The organism is Stutzerimonas nosocomialis (genome assembly GCF_005876855.1).
GTDB classification, from domain to species: domain Bacteria; phylum Pseudomonadota; class Gammaproteobacteria; order Pseudomonadales; family Pseudomonadaceae; genus Stutzerimonas; species Stutzerimonas nosocomialis.
The window spans coordinates 1-18,984 of sequence record NZ_QLAE01000031.1 but is presented as its reverse complement, the minus strand read 5'-3'; the positions used below and the strand labels follow the sequence as shown (position 1 = coordinate 18,984).

Genomic DNA, 18,984 nt, shown 5'->3' with positions numbered 1-18,984 from the left:
CCTGCCGGGGCGTCATTCGCTGTTCTGGAAGCTGGCGGTGCTGCTGATCGGCTTCTGCCTGACGGCGATCTGGCTGAGCTGGTCGATCGGGCAGTACGTGCAGCGCCAGGGGCACCGCCTGACCGCCGATGCGCAGGCGCAGCTGAGCGCTCATGCGGCCAAGGCCCAGGCGGTCTGGCGCACGGGTGGGGCGGATGCGATCGACCGCTGGCTGGCGGACCTCGCCGCGCGCGAGCACACCTGGGCGGTGGTGGTCGGGCATGATCTGCAGCCGCTGGGCAACCGTGGGCTGAGCGCCGAGGAGCGCGAGCACCTGACCTTCCTGCGCCGGCTCGATTGGCCGATGAGCCCACGCGGCGCGGGGTTTCCCTACCTGGGCATTCCCTTTCCCGACGAGCCGGAGCAGGGCCAGCTGGTGATCCAGCTGCCCGAGCGCTTCAAGCCCGACGGTTACCACCTTTCCTGGCAACTGCTGGTGCACGGCGTGCTGCCCGCGGCGATGGCGCTGCTGTTCTGCGTGCTGCTCTACCGGTTGCTGATCGCGCCGCTGGAAGATCTGCGCGAGCAGGCCAACGCCCTGCGCGGCGAACGCCTGGGGACGCGCGCGCCGCCGCAGGTCAGCCGCCGCCAGGATGAGCTGGGCGACCTGTCGCGCGCCTTCGACCATATGGCCGGTCGGCTGGAGAACACCCTGGTGTTCCAGCGCCAGCTGCTGCGCAACCTGTCCCACGAGCTGCGTACGCCGCTCAGCCGCCTGCGGGTCGCCGGCGAGAACGAGCAGGACCTGGCGGCGCTGCGCCTGCGCCTGGAGCGCGAGGTCCAGGGCATGCAGCAGCTGATCGGCGACACCCTGGAGCTGGTCTGGCTGGACACCGAGCGACCGCAGCTGCCGCTGGAGCCGATCGAGGTCGGCGCGCTGTGGGAGATCATCGCCGAGGATGCCAGCTTCGAGAGCGGCTGGTCGCGTCAGCAGCTGGTCAGCGAGCTCCCGGACGACTGCCGGGTGGTCGGCAACCTCAATGGCCTGGCCCAGGCGCTGGAGAACGTGCTGCGCAACGCCATCCGCCATTCGCCGCAGGGGGCGACGGTACGCTTTGGCGGCGAGCGCCACGCCAGCCAGTGGGACCTCTGGCTGGAGGATCAGGGCGGCGGGGTGCCGGAGGCCGATCTGGAGCGCATCTTCGACGCCTTTACCCGGCTCGACCGCGCGCGGCCGGGCGGCGAGGGCTACGGCCTGGGGCTGTCGATCGCGCGCAGCAGCCTGCATCTGCAGGGCGGCCAGCTATGGGCCGAGAACCGGGGCGGCGGCCTGCGGGTCACCCTGCGCATGACGGCGGCCTGAAGGCATCATCGGACTACGGCAGCCCATGGTTTGCCGGTATCATGGGCGTCTTTCCTGCCGTCCGGATCCGATCGACGCCATGACCCCGAAGTACCCCACAATCGCCGATTGCGTCGGCAATACCCCGCTGGTGCGGTTGCAGCGCCTGCCCGGCGATACCTCCAACGTCCTGCTGGTCAAGCTTGAGGGGAACAACCCGGCGGGCTCGGTCAAGGATCGCCCCGCGCTGTCGATGATCGCCCGGGCCGAGGCGCGCGGCGACATCAAGCCCGGCGATACCCTGATCGAAGCCACCTCCGGCAATACCGGCATCGCGCTGGCCATGGCGGCGGCGATCAAGGGCTATCGCTTCATCCTGATCATGCCCGACAACTCCAGCGCCGAGCGCAAGGCGGCGATGACCGCCTACGGTGCCGAGCTGGTGCTGGTCAGCAAGGAAGAGGGCATGGAAGGCGCCCGCGACCTGGCGGTGAAGATGGCGGCCGAAGGGCGCGGCAAGGTGCTCGACCAGTTCGCCAACGGCGACAACCCCGAGGCGCACTACGCCAGCACCGGCCCGGAGATCTGGCAGCAGACCGGCGGCACCATCACCCATTTCGTCAGTTCCATGGGCACCACCGGGACCATCATGGGCGTGTCGCGCTACCTCAAGGAGCAGAACCCGCAGGTGCAGATCGTCGGGCTGCAGCCGATGGAAGGCGCGTCGATCCCCGGCATCCGCCGCTGGCCGGAGCAGTACCTGCCCAAGATCTACCAGCGCGAGCGCGTCGACCGGATCGTCGACATGGCGCAGAGCGAGGCCGAGCACATCATGCGCCGGCTGGCCCGGGAAGAGGGCATCTTCTGCGGCGTTTCGAGCGGCGGCGCGGTGGCGGCGGCGTTGCGGCTGTCGCAGGAAGTCGAGAACGCGGTGATCGTCTCGATCATCTGCGACCGCGGCGACCGCTACCTGTCGACCGGCGTCTACGACGAGCCCCGCTAGACCCCTGGCGCGTCGTCCGGCGCGCCCTTTCATTGCAAACCGGTAATCGAACATGGCCAAACGTAGCGGCGGCCTGCGCTTCCAGCCCAGTGGCGGCGAGCGCAAGGCGCAGGTGCCGACCGGCAAGAAACAACGCCTGGAGATCGACCGCCTGGCCCACGACGGGCGAGGCATCGCCTTCGTCGACGGCCGCACCTGGTTCGTCGAAGGCGCCTTGCCCGGCGAACAGGTCGAGGCACGGGTTCTCAACGCCCGCGCCCAGATCGTCGAGGCGCGCGGCGAGCGCATCCTGACCCCCAGCCCGAGGCGTCGCACCGAGCCCTGCCGGCACGCCCGCGTGTGCGGCGGCTGCACCCTGCAGCACGCCAGCGAAGAGGATCAACTGGCGCTCAAGCAGCGCACCCTGGCCGAGCAGCTGCAGCGTGTCGCCGGGCTCGAGCCCGAGCACTGGGCCGCGCCACTGACCGGGCCGGCCTTCGGCTACCGGCGCCGCGCCCGCGTCGCGGTGCGCTGGGATGCCGCTGCCGGCCGGCTCGATGTCGGCTTTCGTGCCGGCTCCAGCCAGACCATCATCGCCGTCGAAGAGTGCCCGGTGCTGGTACAGCCCTTGCAAACGATCCTGCTGGCATTGCCCCAGGCGCTCGCGGGGCTCGACAAGCCGCAGGCGATCGGCCATGTCGAGCTGTTCAGCGGCACGGACGAGGCGGTGCTGGTGCGCCACACCGCGCCCTTGGGCGAAGCCGACCTGGATCGCCTGGCGGGTTTCTGCGCCGCGCAGGGCGCGCAGCTCTGGTTGCAGGGCAGCGCCGAGCCGCAGCCCCACGATCCGTCGCGCGGGCTCGGTTATCGGCTGGCGCCCTGGGGGCTGGAGCTGCACTGGCGACCGGGGGATTTCATCCAGGTCAACGAGGCGGTCAACGAAGCGATGGTGGCGCAGGCGCTCGACTGGCTGGCGCCACAGGAAGGGGAGCGGGTGCTGGATCTGTTCTGCGGGCTGGGCAATTTCTCCTTGCCGCTGGCCAGGGCAGGTGCCCGGGTGACGGGTGTCGAAGGTGTCGAGGCGATGGTGCAGCGTGCACGCACCAATGCGGAGCATAATCGTCTGGAGGACGTGCACTTTTACCAGGCCGACTTGTCGAAGGCGCTTGCCGATGCCCCCTGGGCCCGGGGCGGATTCCCCGCGGTAGTGCTCGATCCACCGCGGGACGGGGCGCTAGAAATGGTGAAACAAATGGCGAGTCTGGGGGCGCGGCGCGTGGTCTATGTTTCGTGTAATCCTGCCACCCTGGCCCGTGACGCGGCAGAACTCAGCCGCCAGGGCTACCGGCTCGTACGGGCCGGGATGATGGACATGTTTCCGCAAACGGCGCACGTCGAGGCGATGGCGCTGTTCGAGAAGCCAGGCGTGTAGTGGCTCATACGGGCACTGGCCTGTGGTTCAACCAACCGGCACACAGATGCCGGCGAAGTCGGCGCATCCGCGCAGGGGAAGGTCTAGATGGTACAGGTGAGGGCGCTTCAGCCTATCAACACCGATGGCAGCATCAATCTCGACGGCTGGCTCGATCATGTGCTGAGCATGGATCCGGCGCTGGACCGCGAGGCGCTGAAGCAGGCATGCGAGTTCGCCAAGATGGCCGAGCAGCAGGCCAACGCCGCGCAGAACCTCTGGGGTGAAGGCACTTCCAGCTACCAGACGGGGCTGGAGATCGCCGAAATCCTCGCCGACCTCAAGCTCGACCAGGATTCGCTCGTGGCGGCCGTGGTCTATCGTGGCGTCCGGGAGGGCAAGATTCCGCTCGCCGACGTCGCCGAACGCTTCGGGCCGGTGGTCGCCAAGCTGATCGAAGGCGTGCTGCGCATGGCGGCCATCAGCGCCAGCCTCAACCCGCGCGAATCCCTGGTGCTGGGCACCCAGGCGCAGGTGGAAAACCTGCGCAAGATGCTCGTGGCGATGGTCGACGACGTGCGCGTCGCGCTGATCAAGCTCGCCGAACGGACCTGCGCGATCCGCGCGGTGAAGAGCGCCGACGACGAGAAGCGCCACCGCGTCGCCCGCGAGGTGTTCGACATCTATGCGCCGCTGGCGCACCGCCTGGGCATCGGCCACATTAAGTGGGAACTCGAGGACCTGTCGTTCCGCTACCTGGAGCCCGAGCAGTACAAGCAGATCGCCCAGCTGCTGCACGAGCGCCGGCTCGACCGCGAGCAGTACATCGCCAACGTCGTCCAGCAATTGAAGGACGAGCTGGCCGCCACCGGCGTCGTCGCCGAGATCGACGGGCGCGCCAAGCACATCTATTCGATCTGGCGGAAGATGCAGCGCAAGGGCCTGCAGTTCAGCCAGATCTACGACGTGCGCGCCGTGCGGGTGCTGGTGCCGGAAATGCGCGACTGCTACACGGCGCTCGGCATCGTCCACACGCTGTGGCGGCACATCCCCAAGGAGTTCGACGACTACATCGCCAACCCCAAGGAAAACGGCTACCGCTCGCTGCACACCGCCGTGATCGGCCCGGACGGCAAGGTGCTCGAGGTGCAGATCCGCACCCACGCCATGCACGAGGAAGCCGAGCTCGGCGTCTGCGCCCACTGGCGTTACAAGGGCACGGACGTCAAGGCCACCTCCAGCCACTACGAAGAGAAGATTTCCTGGCTGCGCCAGGTGCTCGAATGGCACGAGGAACTGGGCGACATCGGCGGGCTGGCCGACCAGCTGCGCGTCGATATCGAGCCCGACCGCGTCTACGTCTTCACCCCCGACGGCCACGCCATCGACCTGCCCAAGGGCTCGACGCCGCTGGACTTCGCCTACCGGGTGCACACCGAGATCGGCCACAACTGCCGTGGCGCCAAGGTCAACGGCCGCATCGTGCCGCTCAACTACAGCCTGCAGACCGGCGAGCAGGTGGAGATCATCACCAGCAAGCAGGGCTCGCCGAGCCGCGACTGGCTGAATCCGAACCTGGGCTACATCACCACCTCGCGCGCGCGGGCCAAGATCGTCCACTGGTTCAAGCTGCAGGCGCGCGACCAGAACGTCGCCGCCGGCAAGGCGATGATCGAGCGCGAGCTGGGTCGCCTCGACCTGCCGCCGGTGGACTACGACAAGCTGGCCGAGAAGGCCAACGTGCGCGCCGCGGAAGACATGTTCGCCGCCCTCGGCGCCGGCGACCTGCGCCTGGCGCACCTGGTCAACCTGGCCCAGCAGCTGGTCGAGCCCGAGCGCGGGTTCGACCAGCTGGAGCTGATCCCCAGGCGCGGCGCGCCGCACAAGCCGGGCAAGCGCGGCGACATCCAGATCCAGGGCGTCGGCAACCTGCTCACGCAGATGGCCGGCTGCTGCCAGCCGCTGCCGGGCGATCCGATCGTCGGCTACATCACCCAGGGCCGTGGCGTCAGCATTCACCGGCAGGATTGCGCCTCGGTGCTGCAGCTGTCCGGGCGCGAGCCGGAGCGGATCATTCAGGTCAACTGGGGGCCGATCCCGGAGAAGACCTACCCGGTGAACATCACGATCCGCGCCTACGACCGCGCCGGCCTGCTGCGCGACGTATCGCAGGTGCTGCTCAACGAGCGCATCAACGTGCTCTCGGTGAACACCCGCTCGAACAAGGAAGACAGTACCGCGCAGATGTCGCTGACCATCGAGATACCCGGCCTCGATGCGCTGGGTCGCCTGCTGGCGCGCATCTCGCAGCTGCCCAACATCATCGAGGCCAAGCGCCAGAGGGCGACTTGAAAAACAGCCATGAGCTGGAAGCCTGAAGCTGGAAGCAGAAGCGTTTCAGGGCAGGCTTTCCAGCTTCCAGCTTCCAGCTTCCAGCTTCCAGCTAAGAGCATTCCATGTACCAACTCAACGACCTGTTGCACCTGATGGCCCGGTTGCGCGATCCGCAGCATGGCTGCCCCTGGGACCTCGAGCAGGACTACGCGAGCATCGTCCCGCATACCCTGGAGGAGGCCTACGAAGTCGCCGATGCGATCGAGCGCGGCGATTTCGATCACCTGCCCGGCGAGCTCGGCGACCTGCTGTTCCAGGTCGTCTATTACAGCCAGCTGGGCAGGGAGGAGGGGCGCTTCGACTTCGCCACGGTGGTCGATGCCATCACCCGCAAGCTGGTGCGCCGCCATCCCCATGTCTTCCCGGACGGTGATCTGTACGGCTCGACCGGCCTGCCGCGCCTCGACGAGGCGCAGATCAGGCAGCGCTGGGAAGAGATAAAGGCCGAGGAGCGTGCCGAGAAGGCCGATGCCCCGCAGCAGCTGTCACTGCTGGACGACGTGCCCGCGGCGCTGCCGGCGCTCAGCCGCGCGGCCAAGCTGCAGAAGCGCGCCGCCCAGGTCGGCTTCGACTGGCCCGAGGCGCTACCGGTGGTGGACAAGGTGCGCGAGGAACTCGGCGAGGTGCTCGAAGCCATGAGCGAGAACGATCCGCAGCAGATCGCCGAGGAGATCGGCGACCTGCTGTTCGTGGCGGTGAACCTCGCGCGGCACCTGGGCGTCGAGCCGGAAGCGGCGCTGCGCAGCGCCAATACCAAGTTCGAGCGGCGCTTTCGCTTCATCGAGGACGCGCTGCGTGCAGCGGGGCGCTCGTTGCAGGACACCAGCCTCGAGCAGATGGACGCCCTCTGGGGCGAGGCCAAGAAAGCCGAGAAATCGGCGGCACCAGCCTGTTCGGGCGAGTGACAGGGGCGCGGATGGGTTGCTCCCGTCCCCCGGTCAGGCCCTACACTTGGCACCTACGGATTACCTTTCGGATTAGAACGAGTCGAACATGAGTCTTTCCCTTCGCGATCAATTGCTCAAGGCCGGACTGGTCAACGAAAAGCAGGCCAAGCAGGCCACCAAGCAGAAGCAGAAACAGCAGCGGCTGGAGAAGAAGGGCCAGGTCGAGAAGGACGACTCCCAGCGCGAAGCCGCCCTCAAGGCCCAGGCCGAAAAGCTCGCCCGCGACCAGGAGCTCAACCGCCAGCAGAAGGAAAAGGCCGACCAGAAGGCCCGCGCCGCGCAGGTCAAGCAACTGATCGAAACCAGTCGGCTGCCGAAGCTGACCACCGAGGATTACTACAATTTCGTCGACGAAAAGAAGGTCAAGCGTATCTCGGTCAACAAGCTGATGCGCGACAAGCTTTCGTCCGGCTCGCTGGCCATCGTGCGCCATGGCGGCGGCTACGAGATCATCCCTCGCGATGCGGCCCTGAAGATCCAGGAGCGCGACCCGCGCCGCATCGTGCTGCTCAACACCCAGACCGAAGAGCCTGATGGCGACGATCCCTATGCCGCCTACAAGGTGCCTGACGACCTGATGTGGTGATACTGGCCGGGCCTGATCCGCATGGCTCAGGTCCGGGGTGGATTCCCCCAGGCAGCTCCTCGCTCCACCGGCAGAGGGTTGGGCGTCGCCTCCCTTTTGCGCCGAACCGGCTCGCCTGACCTCACAGAAGCACTGCGCGCCCCTCAGGTCCCTTGCGGTTCCTGGAGGCTGGCGCTGGCGGTGGCGTCCGCCGCCTTTTCCCGTGGCAGCAGCAGGTCCAGCAGGATGGCGGTGAGGCCGCCGCAGGTGATGGCCGATTCGAAGAGGTTCTGCACCAGCGTCGGCATCTGATGCAACAGCTCCGGCTGCGCCGCGATGCCCAGGCCGATGCCCAGGGAGGCGGCGATGATCAGCATGTTGCGCCGGTCCAGCTTCACCTGGGAAAGGATGCGGATGCCCGCCGCGGCGACGCTGCCGAACATGATCAGGGTCGCGCCGCCGAGCACCGGCTTGGGGATCTGCTGCAGCACGGCGCCGAGCAGCGGGAACAGTCCGAGCACGAACAGCAGCGCGCCGATGTACAGCCCGACGTGGCGGCTGGCGACACCGGTCATCTGGATCACGCCGTTGTTCTGCGCGAAGGTGGTGTTGGGGAAGGCGCTGAAGGTGGAGGCGATCAGGCAGCTGACGCCATCGCCGAGGATTCCGCCGCGCAGGCGCTTGAGGTAGCTCGGGCCCTCGATCGGCTGGCGCGAGAGCATGCAGTTGGCGGTCAGGTCGCCGACCGTCTCGATGGTGCTGATGACGTAGATCAGCGCCACCGGGATGAAGGCCGTCCAGTCGAAGGCGAAGCCGAAACGGAAGGGCACGGGTACGCTCATCAGCGGCAGGTCGGGCAGCGGCTGCGGGACCAGCTTGCCGCTGAACCAGGCCGCCAGGCTGCCGACCGCCAGGCCGATGATGATCGCCGAGAGCCGCACCCAGGGTTGCTGCGAGCGGTTGAGCAGGATGATGGTCAGCAGCACCAGCGCGCCCAGCGCGAGGTTGCGCGGCGCGCCGAAGTCCTCGGCCTTGAAGCCGCCGCCGAGGTCGGTGATGCCGACCTTGATCAGGCTGACGCCGATCAGGGTGATGACGATGCCGGTCACCAGCGGCGTGATGACCTTGCGCAACTGGCTGATGAAGCGGCTCAGCACGATCTGCACGAAGGCCCCCAGGAAGCACACGCCGAAGATCATCGCCAGGATGTCCTCCGGGCTGCCGCCGCGGCCCTTGACCAGCAGGCCGGCCGACAGCACCGCGCCGAGGAAGGCGAAGCTGGTGCCTTGCAGGCAGATCATCCCGGCGCCGATGCCCCAGGGGCTGCGCGCCTGGAGGAAGGTGCCGACGCCCGACACCATCAGCGCCATGCTGATCAGGTACGGGAGGTGATCGCCGAGACCGAGCACGGCGCCGATCACCAGCGGCGGGGTGATGATCCCGACGAAGCTGGCGAGGATGTGCTGCAACGCGGCGAACAGGGCTGGCAGCGGGGCGGGGCGATCGTCCAGGCCGTGGATCAGTTCTGATTCGGCGGGTTGTTGCATGGCAGTCACCTCGGATGCGAACAGCGAAGAAGGCGCAGGCTCGGGGTGCCTGTCTCGGTGTCGCCAGGCTTTTGCAAGAAGCTGACCAATCGCTTAGGTTTTTTGGTCGTAGCGCCGGCGCTACGCCTCGGAACGCCCCGTGCTGCGGGGCTTCGCGGCAATGCGGCGCATCTCGGCGAGCAGCGCGGTCGGATCATCCGGAAGGCTGCCGTGCCGCCAATGGCTGCTCCCGAATGGGGCAGGTCGCCCGCTTTTGTAGCGTTCTCCGGGTAGCGGTGGGGCTGCGAATGGCGGGACCGCCGGGCGGCGAGGCACCCTCGATCAGAAAAAAGGTGCAGACGCTCGAGGCGTACCCTTCATGCCGAAACGGGCGGCCCCGCTTCGCCTCGGCCTCCGACAAAGGGGGGGAATCTATGGCGCCGGGCGACCTCTACTGTATGAACCAATCATTCCCGGCATGCGGTCGGGAATAGTGGAGGGCTTTATGACCATCTTTCAAACCGCGCTCTTTCCCAGTGATCTCGGCACCGCCGAGGAAGCGATGCTTTCGACCTGTCTGGAGATGATGGGCGGCGTGCCTGGCGATCCCGACGAGCCCGGCGTACCGGATCTGCCCGCCGAGCCAGGTGAGCCCATGGTCCCCGATCAACCGCCACCGGCACCGGTGGCATGAAGACAAAGCCCGCTCTTGCCACCGCAGTAGCGGGCTTTTTCCATCCGGCCCCTCAGCCGTCGGTGATCTGGCGGGCCGCCGCGAGCAGGGCACACACCTCGCTGTCTTCCAGCTGATCGAAATCCAGGTAGTGCTGGCCGACGCCACCAAACGGCTCGGGCGTCGCCAGGCAGACCAGATCGTCCACCTCGCCACGCAACTGCTCCGCCACCTCGCGCGGCGCCACCGGTACGGCGAGGATCACCCGTTGCGCCGCCGATTCGGCCAATCCCAGCAGCACCGCGCGGACCGTCGCGCCGGTGGCGATGCCGTCGTCCACCAGGATCACCGTCCGTCCTTCCGGCGAGGGGGCTGGCCGTTCGGCGCAATACACGCGGCGACGGCGCCGGAGTTCGGCCAGCTGTTCGTCCAGTTGTTCGTCGAACCAGGCGTCGGGCGTGGCGAGCCGTGCGATCAGGGCCTCGTTGGCGACCCAGAGCGGCGGCTCGGTATCGATCACCGCGCCCAGGGCGAGTTCGGGATTGCCGGGCGCGCCGATCTTGCGGACCAGCGCGACATCCAGCTCGGCCTTCAGCGCGACGGCGATTTCATAGGCCACCGGCACGCCGCCACGGGGCAGGGCGAGCACCAGCGGGTCGTCCGCCGCATGGGGCTGCAACCGTTCGGCGAGGGCGCGCCCGGCGGCGCGGCGGTCGGTCAGCGGCAAAGCGGTCATCTTCATTCTCCAGACGGATAGGTATCCGGCACGCCGTCCTGCTGGGGGTTCTCGGGGCCGAGCGGGGCGACCGCGTCGGTCTGTTCGAACCACAGCAGCGCGTCGAACTGATCGGCCAGCACGGCGCGAAAGTAGTGGCTGTGCAGCTCGGTCTCCGGCCGGTAGATCACGCCGATGGCGCGTTCGAGCCGGGCCTGCGCCAGCGCGCCGCGCAGCTCCGGGTCGCGGTCGGCGCGCCAGTCGGTCAGCGAGACCGGGTGGCCGGCCTTGAGAAACAGCTGCTCCCAGCTGTCGGGACGCGAGGGCCTGACCTGTTTGACCTGCATCGGCTCGTCCCAGTTGCTGGCCGCGGCGACCCGGCCGCGGTCGGTGGCCATGCCGAGCAGCACGGCCTGGTTGCCGAACGCGGTGCGGCAGAGCTCGCCGATGTTGAATTCGCCGCCCCAGCCCATCGCGGTGGCCGCCGCGTTGCCGATATGCGAGTTGTGCGCCCAGACCACGGCCTTGGCGTCGTCGCCGCGACGTTCGAGCAGGGCCTTGAGGGTGTCGAACATGTGCCGGTCGCGCAGGTTCCAGGACTCGGTCGAGCCGCGATACATGGTCCGGTAGTACTGTTCGGCCGCCATCACCACCCGCGCGTTCTGCTCGGCGTTGAAGAAGCCCTCGCCGTCGGCCTGCATGTAGGTCAGGCGCTGGTCGAGCAGGTCGCGCAGCTGCGCGATCACTGCTTCCTCGCAGGAGGGTTCGCCGAACAGGGTGACGTTGTGGCCGTATTCGGCCGGCTCGTGCTGCCAGGGCGTCAGGCAGCCGTAACGCCGCCGGGCGACGGCGGCGGCGTCCGGGTCGACGCGATCGAGATAGCCGAGCACCTCGGTCAGCGAAGAGCCCAGGCTGTAGACGTCCAGTCCACGGAATTCGGCCTGCTCGGCACCCGTCCGGTCGGCATTGTACTGGCGCAGCCAGTCGACGAATTCGGCCACTTCGCGGTTGCGCCACATCCAGGTGGGGAAGCGCTTGAAGGCGTCCTGGAGCCAGGTAGAGGGTTGCCCCTGGCGCACGTGGCGGTCGATCCGGGCGGCGTCCGGCCAGTCGGCTTCGGCCGCGACGATACGAAAGCCATGTCGCTCGATCAGCCGCCGGGTGATGGCCGCGCGGGCGCGGTAGAACTCGGAACTGCCGTGGCTGGCTTCGCCGATCAGCACCACCCGCGCGTCGGCGAAGCGGTCGAAGGACGCGGCGAATGCCGGGTCGTCCAGCGCGGGCAACGGTTCGCCCCGTTCGCGCAGCAGTGCGACCAGCTGGTCTTCGTCGAGCGTGGGCGCCTTCATGTTCGCGGTCCTCTGGCCTGTTGTTCGGCTGACTCGATGGCGCCGGGCCTTGTTCCGTCGGCTCGACGGAAGGCGGGGAGCCGGTCGCTGAACTGGTTGCCCGTGCTGGGTACTAATTCGGTACAGGTCCACGCTTCAGGCCCGTGAATGCGAAGGCGGCCATCCGGCGGCGAACAGGGCGAGTAGCGAAGACATGGCGTGGCGCAGGGCTGCGACGGCGAGGCCGTCGGCAGCACCGCGCACGGGTCAGGAATGCAGGCACGGCTGAGGCAGGGTTTCCCATGACTGACGAGGGCATTACATGACTACCTGGATCATCGCGTACAGCAAAGACGGCAATACCGCGACCCTGAAGACCGATTCCGAGCAGAAGCCGGACATGGATCGGGCCATCGAACTGGTGACCGCGAAGGCCGAGAAGGAATACGTCGAGCAGGACGTCGAGCCAACCTCGGACGAGGAGCAGACCCCGGCCACCCGCCTGGCCGATCGCTTCGGCATCACCATCACCGGCATCTCACAGGCCTGAGCCGGTTCCCACCGCCCAAACACCGCCATCACCGACCACGAACAGGCGCCGCCCGGGTGCGGCGTCGACCTCCATCGCGCCGGTGAACTCCCCGAACGCCGGCAGCAGGCTGACCTGCGCCTCGAAGCTGAAGCAGGGCAGGCGCAGGCGTTGCCGGCCCTTGCCCAGCAGGCAGAAGGCCGGATGCAGATGCCCGGCCAGCACCGCGTGGGTCGGGTGCGGGCGCGGTTCGTGCTGCAGCGCGAACGGGCCACGCAGCAACGGCTCGTCGACCACCTCGACGGCGAGATCGTCGGGTGGATCGCCGGCGCGCTGGTCATGGTTGCCGCGTATCAGCGTCAGCCGCAGCTCGGGGCAGGCCTGCCGCCACTGGCGCAGCGCGGCGAGTGTCGCCTCGCTCCGGGATTCGGGGGCGTGGAGGAAGTCACCGAGAAAGATGATCTCCCGGGCCGGATAGCGCGCCAGCAGCCCGTCGAGCCGCTGCAGGTTGGCGGCGGTGGTGCCGTGGGGAACCGGCTGGCCCAGGCGACGATAAGCTGCGGCCTTGCCGAAGTGGATGTCGGCGATCAGCAGCGCCTGCTGTTCGGGCCAGTAGAGTGCCTTGTCGGCCAGCAGCCAGAGTTCGGCGCCGGCATGTTCGATGCGCAGGGGTTCGGTCATCGGCACAGTCTACCGTCAGGGCCGGCGATTGGGCGCGCCTCAGGCAAGGGGCTTCTTGCGCCTCGGCGTGCCGTCCTTACCCGCCCGGGGCTTGCGCTTGGGTGCGCTGTCGCGCTCGACGTTCAGCGGCGCCGAAGGCTCGGGCTGGTAGCCGCCGGGGCCTGCTGCCTTTTCCAGATCCGCGACCATGCGGCGGATGCGGTCGGCGAGTTTTTCGGAACTCATGCTCTCGCGAAAGCGCTCGACCATCAGCGGAAACCCCAGCGGCGTGGTGCGCCTGATCGCATGCAGGTCCAGCCTGCGGGCCCTGAGGCGCGCCAGGGTCTGCTCCAGGCGGCGCACGTCCAGCTCCTGGCGCAGCACTTCCTGCTGGGCCTGGTCGAGCAGCAGGTTCTGCGGGTCGTACTGGCGGAACACGTCGAAGAACAGGCCGCTGGAGGCCTGCAGCTGGCGGGCGCTCTTTTGCGCACCGGGATAGCCGGAAAATACCAGCCCGGCGATCCGGGCGATCTCGCGAAAGCGCCGCCGCGCCAGCTCGCCGGCGTTTAGGCTGCCGAGCACGTCGTGCAGGAGGTCGTCGCTGGTCAGCAGTTCGGGCGTGAGCCAGCGGGACCAGTCCACTTCGGTCGCGCTGAGCAGCTCCAGCCCGTAGTCGTTCACGGCAATGGAAAAGGTCAGCGGCGTGCGTTGCGCGATGCGCCAGGCGAGCAGGCTGGCCAGCCCCAGGTGCACGTGGCGGCCGGCGAAGGGGTAGAGGAACAGGTGCCAGCCTTCGCGCGACTTGAGGGTCTCGGCCAGCAGCGTGTCCTCGGATGGCAGTCCCGACCAGTCCAGCTGCACCTGCAACAGCGGCTGCACCAGGCGCATCTCGGGGCTGTCGAACTGGCCCATGGCGGCCGACGCGAGGCGCCTGACCACCGCGTCCGCCAGCTCGCTCGACAGCGGCATGCGCCCGCCGTTCCAACGCGGCACCGCCGCCTTGCGCCCGGTGGCGCGCCGCACGAAGGCGGTCATGTTCTCGACCCGGACCAGTTCCAGCAGCCGTCCGGCGAACAGGAAGCAGTCGCCGGGGCGCAGGCGGGCGATGAAGCCTTCCTCGACACTGCCCAGCGAACCGCCCGCGCTGCCCTTGGCCCAGTACTTCACGTGCAGGCTGGAGTCGCTGACGATGGTGCCGATGCTCATCCGGTGGCGCAGCGCGACGCGCCGGCTCGGCACCTTCCAGACGCCGTGCTCGTCGGGCTCGACCCGCTGGTAGTCGGGGTAGGCGGTGAGCGAATGGCCGCCGTGTCGCACGAAGGCCAGTGCCCACGCCCACTCGGCGTCGGACAGGGTGCGGTACGACCAGGCGGTGCGCACTTCGGCGAGCAGCTCGTCAGGCCTGAAACCGCCGCCAAGGGCCATGCTGACCAGGTGCTGGACGAGCACGTCGAGCGGCTTGTCCGGCGCCTCGCGGCCTTCGATCCGGCGCTCGGCCACCGCGTCCTGAGCGGCGGCGGCCTCCACCAGCTCCAGGCTGTTGGTCGGCACCAGGGTGATGCGCGAGACGCGCCCCGGCGCATGCCCGGAACGCCCGGCCCGTTGCAGCAGCCGCGCGATGCCTTTGGGCGAGCCGATCTGCAGGACACGCTCGACCGGCAGGAAGTCCACGCCCAGATCGAGGCTGGAGGTGCACACCACGGCCTTCAGCGCGCCCTGTTTCAGGCCCAGCTCCACCCAGTCGCGCACTTCCCGCGACAGCGAGCCGTGGTGCAGGGCGACCAGCCCGGCCCAGTCCGGACGCTCGTCCAGCAACGCCTGGTACCAGAGCTCCGATTGCGAGCGGGTATTGGTGAAGACCAGCGAGGTGGCGGCGGCATCGATTTCGGCGACCACCTGCCTGAGCATGCGCAGGCCGAGATGGCCGGCCCAGGGGAAGCGCTCGACGGCGGGCGGCAGCAGGGTGTCGATCTTCAGGTCCTTGGCGACCCGGCCCTGCACCAGGCGGCCTTGGCCGTCGGGCAGCAGTACGTCCAGGGCATGGGGCTGATTGCCCAGGGTGGCCGACAGCCCCCACACCATCAGCGGCGGATGCCACAGGCGCAGCCGGGCAAGCGCCAGTTGCAGCTGCACGCCGCGCTTGTTGCCGAGCAGCTCGTGCCACTCGTCGACGATCACCATGCCGACCTGGGCGAAGGCCTGGCGGGCGTCTGCGCGGGTGAGCAGCAGCGTCAGGCTTTCCGGCGTGGTGACCAGCGCCGAGGGCAGCCGGCGTCCCTGCCTGGCGCGCTCGCTGCTGGACGTGTCGCCGGTGCGCAGCCCGACGCTCCAGCCCAGCCCAAGCTCATCCAGCGGCGCCTGCAGCGCCCGCGCGGTGTCGGCCGCCAGGGCACGCATGGGGGTGATCCAGAGGACGGTCAGGGGCGCGGGCTGCGAGCCTCTCGCCGCGGGCCGCGCGTGCTCGGCGAAGCGGGTCAGCGCGCCGAGCCAGACCGCGTAGGTCTTGCCGGCGCCGGTGGTGGCATGCAGCAGCCCCGACTCGCCGGCGCCGATCGCCGCCCAGACCTCGCGCTGGAAGGGGAAGGGCTGCCAGCCCTTGCCGGCGAACCAGTCTTCGCCCAGGGTCACCGACACCTCTCCAGGACCGGGGCCGGCCTGTTCGCGGTCAAGACCGCTCCCACAGGAATGGCGGGGAGCCTGTGTGGGCTCGACCAGGAATCCCCGGACTGCGCCGAGGGCTTGTGTGGGATCGGTCTTGACCGCGAATGGGGTCGAACACCTGCGCCCAGCTTCATGGCAACAATGCCCGTAGGGTTTCCAGCGTGTCGGCTTCGTCCACTGGCTTGTCGTGGCGCCAGCGCAGCATGCGCGGGAAGCGCACCGCGATGCCGCTCTTGTGGCGGCTGCTGGCGGCGATGCCTTCGAAGCCGAGTTCGAAGACCAGTGTCGGCGTGACGCTGCGTACCGGGCCGAACTTTTCCACGGTGGTCTTGCGCACGATGGCGTCGACGCGGCGCATTTCTTCGTCGGTCAGGCCCGAGTAGGCCTTGGCGAAGGGCACCAGCCTGCGCTCCGGATCGCCCGGCGCGCCGTCCCAGACGGCGAAGGTGAAATCGGTGTAGAGGCTGGCGCGCCGGCCGTGGCCCCGCTGCGCATAGATCAGCACGGCGTCGACGGAGTAGGGGTCGATCTTCCATTTCCACCAGACGCCGACATCCTTGGTCCGCCCGACGCCGTAGTGGGCCTCGCGCGCCTTGATCATCATGCCCTCGACGCCCAGCTCGCGGGAGGCTTCGCGCTGGCGCGCGAGATCCTCCCAGCGGTCGCCGTGCAGCAGCGGCGAGACCATCAGCACCGGGTTGGGGCAGTCGCGTACCACCGCTTCGAGCTGCTGGCGCCGCGCGTGCTGTGGCCGTTGGCGCCAGTCCTCTCCCTGCCACTCGAGCAGGTCGTAGGCCAGCAGGGCCACCGGCGCCTGTTCCAGCACCCTGGCGTTGAGCGTCTTGCGGCCGATGCGTTGCTGCAGCAGGGCGAACGGCTGGATGCCGAACTCGCGCGGCAGCGCATCGACGGCCGCCTCGTCGCCTCGGCAAAGGGCTTCGGCCTGCTTGGGCGCGCTCTGTCGCGCCAGATCGGCCTCGTCGTCGAGGCTGGCCTGGCGCTCGGCCGGCTGCGGAGGATGTTTCCAGACGACGATTTCGCCGTCGATCACGCTGCCGTCCGGCAGGCATCCGGCCAGCGCGCAGAGTTCCGGGAAGCGCTCGCTGACCAGCTCCTCGCCGCGCGACCAGACCCACAGCTGGCCATCGCGCTTGACCAGCTGGGCACGGATGCCGTCCCACTTCCATTCGATCTGCCAGCCCTCCGGCGGGCCCAGCAGGGTGTCGAACGCTTCCACCGGGGCTTGCAACGGGTGGGCGAGAAAGAACGGGTAGGGCTGGCCGCCGCGCTGGGCGTGCTCGTCGTCCGACTCGGCGGCGATCAACGCCCGGAAGCCTTCGGCGGTCGGGCGATGGGACAGGTCGGTGTAGCCCACCAGGCGCTGGGCGACGCGCTTGGGATCGATGTCGGCCAGGGCCGCCAGCGCGCGGGTCACCAGCAGGCGCGAGACGCCGACCCGGAAGGCGCCGGTGATCAGCTTCAGGCAGGTCATCAGGCTGCGCTGGTCGAGCTGTTGCCAGAGGACCGGCAGGCGGGCGGCGAGCTCTTCGGGCGGCAATCCGCGCAGCGGCAGGAGTTTGTCCTGCATCCAGCTGGCCAGGCCCTCGTCGGCGCTGTGGGTCGAGCTGGGCAGCAGCAGGGAGACCGTTTCGGCCAGGTCGCCGACCGCCTGGTAGCTCTCCTCGAACAGCCATTCGGGGATGCCGGCGACGCGTATCGCGGTTTCGCGCAGCACCCGGGTGGGGACCAGCTGGCGCGGTCGGCCGCCGGCCAGGAAGTACACCGCCCAGGCCGCGTCCTCGGCCGGCACCTGGGCGAAGTAGGCGCGCATGGCGGCGAGCTTGGCGTTGCTCGAGGTGGTGGCGTCCAGCCGCGTGTAGAGTTCGGCGAAGGCCTTCATCGGCGGGGCTGCCCCCTGTGGGTGCGGTCGGTCATGCGGCGCCTTCCTGCGTGTCGGTGTCGTCCTCTTCGCCGTATTCGGTCTCGAAGGCCTGGGCATCGAGCCCCTGTTCGCGCAGGTAGCGCACCAGCACCGCGACCGAGCCGTGGGTGACCATCACGCGCTGCGCGCCGGTCTGCTCGATCGCCCAGAGCAGGCCTGGCCAGTCGGCGTGATCGGACAGCACGAAGCCGCGATCGACCCCGCGCCGCCGGCGGGTGCCGCGCAGCATCATCCAGCCGCTGGCGAAGGCGTCGGAGTAGTCGCCGAAGCGGCGCATCCAGGTGCTGCCGCCGGCCGAGGGCGGGGCGAGCACCAGGGCGCGGCGCAGGCGCGGGTCGGTCTTTTTCAGGTCGCCGGCGTACAGCGTCGGCGGCAGGTAGACGCCGGCCTCGCGATAGACCCTGTTGAGCGGCTCCACCGCGCCGTGCGCCACCACATCGCCGATGCTTTCGTCGAGCCCGTGGAGGATTCGCTGCGCCTTGCCGAAGGCATAGCAGAACAGCACGCTGGTGCGGCCGGTCGCGGCGTTGGCCCGCCACCAGTCGTTGATGTCGCTGAACACCTCGGCCTGGGCCGGCCAGCGGTAGATCGGCAGGCCAAAGGTGGATTCGGTGATGAAGGTGTGGCAGCGCACCGGCTCGAACGGTGTGCAGGTGCCGTCCGGCTCGACCTTATAGTCACCCGAGGCGACCCACACCTCGCCCTTGTGTTCGAGCCGTACCTGCGCCGAGCCGAGCACGTGGCCGGCCGGGTGGAAGCTGAGCTTCACGCCGTGGTGATCGAGCGTCTCGCCGTAGGGCAGGGTCTGCAGCGGCATGTCCGCGCCGATGCGCGAACGCAGGATGCCTTCGCCGGGCGCGGCGGCCAGGTAGTGGGTCATGCCCCAGCGCGCGTGATCCCCGTGGGCGTGGGTGATGACGGCGCGTTCCACCGGCCGCCAGGGGTCGATGTAGAAGTCGCCGGGCGGGCAATAGAGCCCTTCCGGGCGGGCGATGACGAGGTCCATTGAGGCCTGCAGGCTTTGGGGGCTTGAGGCTTTGGAGCGCGGGCAGCCCTTCGGAGTTCGTCGGGCGGCCCGGGGAGGCGGGTTACTGCAGCTTCAAGTGGGAGGTGTCCGGGACGGGGCCGGCAGCGGCGCGGGGCTTCTCGCCCATGTCGCTGCCGACCGGCGCCAGGCTGAACTGGGAGAGGTCCACGGCCGGCGGCGAGGCGTCCGGCTTGCTGTCCTGCAGGTCGGCGCCGACGGGGGCGATGCCGAAGTCCGGTGCCTGCACGTCGCTGAAGGCCGCCATGTATTCGTCGCGAGGCGCCACCTTGAGCGGGGCGGGCG

Annotated in this window: 15 protein-coding genes and 1 pseudogene; 8 read left to right on the top strand and 8 right to left on the bottom strand. The window is 68.9% G+C overall.

Going from position 1 to position 18,984, the window contains the following annotated elements; translation table 11 throughout:
- Position 1: 1 nt before the first annotated feature.
- From DN824_RS17195 to DN824_RS17170, 6 genes are all read left to right on the top strand, one after another.
- The gene (locus DN824_RS17195) at positions 2–1,342 is read left to right on the top strand and encodes a sensor histidine kinase (RefSeq protein WP_241666726.1); all 1,341 of its coding nucleotides are present in this window, start codon (positions 2–4) and stop codon (positions 1,340–1,342) included.
- 79 nt (positions 1,343–1,421) lie between these two features.
- A complete protein-coding gene (gene cysM / locus DN824_RS17190) occupies positions 1,422–2,324 on the top strand; it encodes a cysteine synthase CysM (RefSeq protein ID WP_138409637.1) in 903 nt (300 codons plus the stop codon).
- A 52-nt stretch (positions 2,325–2,376) separates the two neighbouring features.
- Positions 2,377–3,735, top strand: a complete 1,359-nt coding sequence (rlmD, locus tag DN824_RS17185) for a 23S rRNA (uracil(1939)-C(5))-methyltransferase RlmD (RefSeq protein WP_138409636.1) — start codon at positions 2,377–2,379, stop codon at positions 3,733–3,735.
- 87 nt (positions 3,736–3,822) lie between these two features.
- Positions 3,823–6,066 (top strand): GTP diphosphokinase, encoded by a 2,244-nt coding sequence (gene relA / locus DN824_RS17180; protein ID WP_138409635.1) that lies wholly within the window; start codon positions 3,823–3,825, stop codon positions 6,064–6,066.
- Between the two features lie 104 nt (positions 6,067–6,170).
- A complete protein-coding gene (gene mazG / locus DN824_RS17175; RefSeq protein ID WP_138409634.1) occupies positions 6,171–7,013 on the top strand; it encodes a nucleoside triphosphate pyrophosphohydrolase in 843 nt (280 codons plus the stop codon).
- A gap of 88 nt (positions 7,014–7,101) precedes the next feature.
- On the top strand, positions 7,102–7,641 hold the full coding sequence (locus tag DN824_RS17170; protein WP_138409633.1) for a DUF2058 domain-containing protein: 540 nt from the start codon (positions 7,102–7,104) through the stop codon (positions 7,639–7,641).
- A 143-nt stretch (positions 7,642–7,784) separates the two neighbouring features.
- Here the strand turns inward: DN824_RS17170 and DN824_RS17165 are convergent, their stop codons facing one another.
- Entirely contained in the window at positions 7,785–9,167 is a 1,383-nt protein-coding gene (locus DN824_RS17165; RefSeq protein ID WP_138409632.1) for a uracil-xanthine permease family protein, read from the bottom strand.
- Between the two features lie 484 nt (positions 9,168–9,651).
- Between DN824_RS17165 and DN824_RS17160 the strand changes: the two genes are divergently transcribed.
- Complete coding sequence (locus DN824_RS17160) at positions 9,652–9,840, top strand: hypothetical protein (RefSeq protein WP_138409631.1); 189 nt, start codon at positions 9,652–9,654, stop codon at positions 9,838–9,840.
- 52 nt (positions 9,841–9,892) lie between these two features.
- Here DN824_RS17160 and DN824_RS17155 read toward each other — a convergent pair whose 3' ends face one another.
- A complete protein-coding gene (locus DN824_RS17155; protein WP_138409630.1) occupies positions 9,893–10,555 on the bottom strand; it encodes a phosphoribosyltransferase in 663 nt (220 codons plus the stop codon).
- A gap of 2 nt (positions 10,556–10,557) precedes the next feature.
- On the bottom strand, positions 10,558–11,883 hold the full coding sequence (locus DN824_RS17150) for an erythromycin esterase family protein (RefSeq protein ID WP_138409629.1): 1,326 nt from the start codon (positions 11,881–11,883) through the stop codon (positions 10,558–10,560).
- 301 nt (positions 11,884–12,184) lie between these two features.
- Here DN824_RS17150 and DN824_RS17145 point away from each other — a divergent pair, with 301 nt between their 5' ends.
- The gene (locus DN824_RS17145) at positions 12,185–12,412 is read left to right on the top strand and encodes a hypothetical protein (RefSeq protein ID WP_138409628.1); all 228 of its coding nucleotides are present in this window, start codon (positions 12,185–12,187) and stop codon (positions 12,410–12,412) included.
- Here the strand turns inward: DN824_RS17145 and pdeM are convergent.
- The 5 genes and pseudogenes from pdeM to DN824_RS17120 all read right to left on the bottom strand — a co-directional run.
- Positions 12,401–13,072, bottom strand: a complete 672-nt coding sequence (gene pdeM / locus DN824_RS17140; protein ID WP_138409627.1) for a ligase-associated DNA damage response endonuclease PdeM — start codon at positions 13,070–13,072, stop codon at positions 12,401–12,403. The two genes, DN824_RS17145 and pdeM, sit on opposite strands and share 12 nt — an antisense overlap.
- A 39-nt stretch (positions 13,073–13,111) precedes the next feature.
- On the bottom strand, positions 13,112–15,679 hold the full coding sequence (locus DN824_RS17135) for a ligase-associated DNA damage response DEXH box helicase (RefSeq protein WP_349751788.1): 2,568 nt from the start codon (positions 15,677–15,679) through the stop codon (positions 13,112–13,114).
- 163 nt (positions 15,680–15,842) lie between these two features.
- Entirely contained in the window at positions 15,843–17,612 is a 1,770-nt protein-coding gene (locus DN824_RS17130; protein WP_138409625.1) for an ATP-dependent DNA ligase, read from the bottom strand.
- A 31-nt stretch (positions 17,613–17,643) separates the two neighbouring features.
- A complete protein-coding gene (locus tag DN824_RS17125) occupies positions 17,644–18,660 on the bottom strand; it encodes a ligase-associated DNA damage response exonuclease (protein WP_138409624.1) in 1,017 nt (338 codons plus the stop codon).
- A gap of 82 nt (positions 18,661–18,742) precedes the next feature.
- Positions 18,743–18,984 (bottom strand): annotated as a pseudogene (locus DN824_RS17120) (hypothetical protein); the annotation flags it as partial.

What these genes read in the sequence shown, in the direction of transcription:
- cysM (WP_138409637.1), top strand. Translation starts at nt 1,422, where the DNA reads ATGACCCCGAAGTACCCCACAATCGCCGATTGCGTCGGCAATACCCCG.
- rlmD (WP_138409636.1), top strand. Translation starts at nt 2,377, where the DNA reads ATGGCCAAACGTAGCGGCGGCCTGCGCTTCCAGCCCAGTGGCGGCGAG.
- relA (WP_138409635.1), top strand. Translation starts at nt 3,823, where the DNA reads ATGGTACAGGTGAGGGCGCTTCAGCCTATCAACACCGATGGCAGCATC.
- mazG (WP_138409634.1), top strand. Translation starts at nt 6,171, where the DNA reads ATGTACCAACTCAACGACCTGTTGCACCTGATGGCCCGGTTGCGCGAT.
- DN824_RS17170 (WP_138409633.1), top strand. Translation starts at nt 7,102, where the DNA reads ATGAGTCTTTCCCTTCGCGATCAATTGCTCAAGGCCGGACTGGTCAAC.
- DN824_RS17165 (WP_138409632.1), bottom strand. Translation starts at nt 9,167, where the DNA reads ATGCAACAACCCGCCGAATCAGAACTGATCCACGGCCTGGACGATCGC.
- DN824_RS17160 (WP_138409631.1), top strand. Translation starts at nt 9,652, where the DNA reads ATGACCATCTTTCAAACCGCGCTCTTTCCCAGTGATCTCGGCACCGCC.
- DN824_RS17155 (WP_138409630.1), bottom strand. Translation starts at nt 10,555, where the DNA reads ATGACCGCTTTGCCGCTGACCGACCGCCGCGCCGCCGGGCGCGCCCTC.
- DN824_RS17150 (WP_138409629.1), bottom strand. Translation starts at nt 11,883, where the DNA reads ATGAAGGCGCCCACGCTCGACGAAGACCAGCTGGTCGCACTGCTGCGC.
- DN824_RS17145 (WP_138409628.1), top strand. Translation starts at nt 12,185, where the DNA reads ATGACTACCTGGATCATCGCGTACAGCAAAGACGGCAATACCGCGACC.
- pdeM (WP_138409627.1), bottom strand. Translation starts at nt 13,072, where the DNA reads ATGACCGAACCCCTGCGCATCGAACATGCCGGCGCCGAACTCTGGCTG.
- DN824_RS17130 (WP_138409625.1), bottom strand. Translation starts at nt 17,612, where the DNA reads ATGAAGGCCTTCGCCGAACTCTACACGCGGCTGGACGCCACCACCTCG.
- DN824_RS17125 (WP_138409624.1), bottom strand. Translation starts at nt 18,660, where the DNA reads ATGGACCTCGTCATCGCCCGCCCGGAAGGGCTCTATTGCCCGCCCGGC.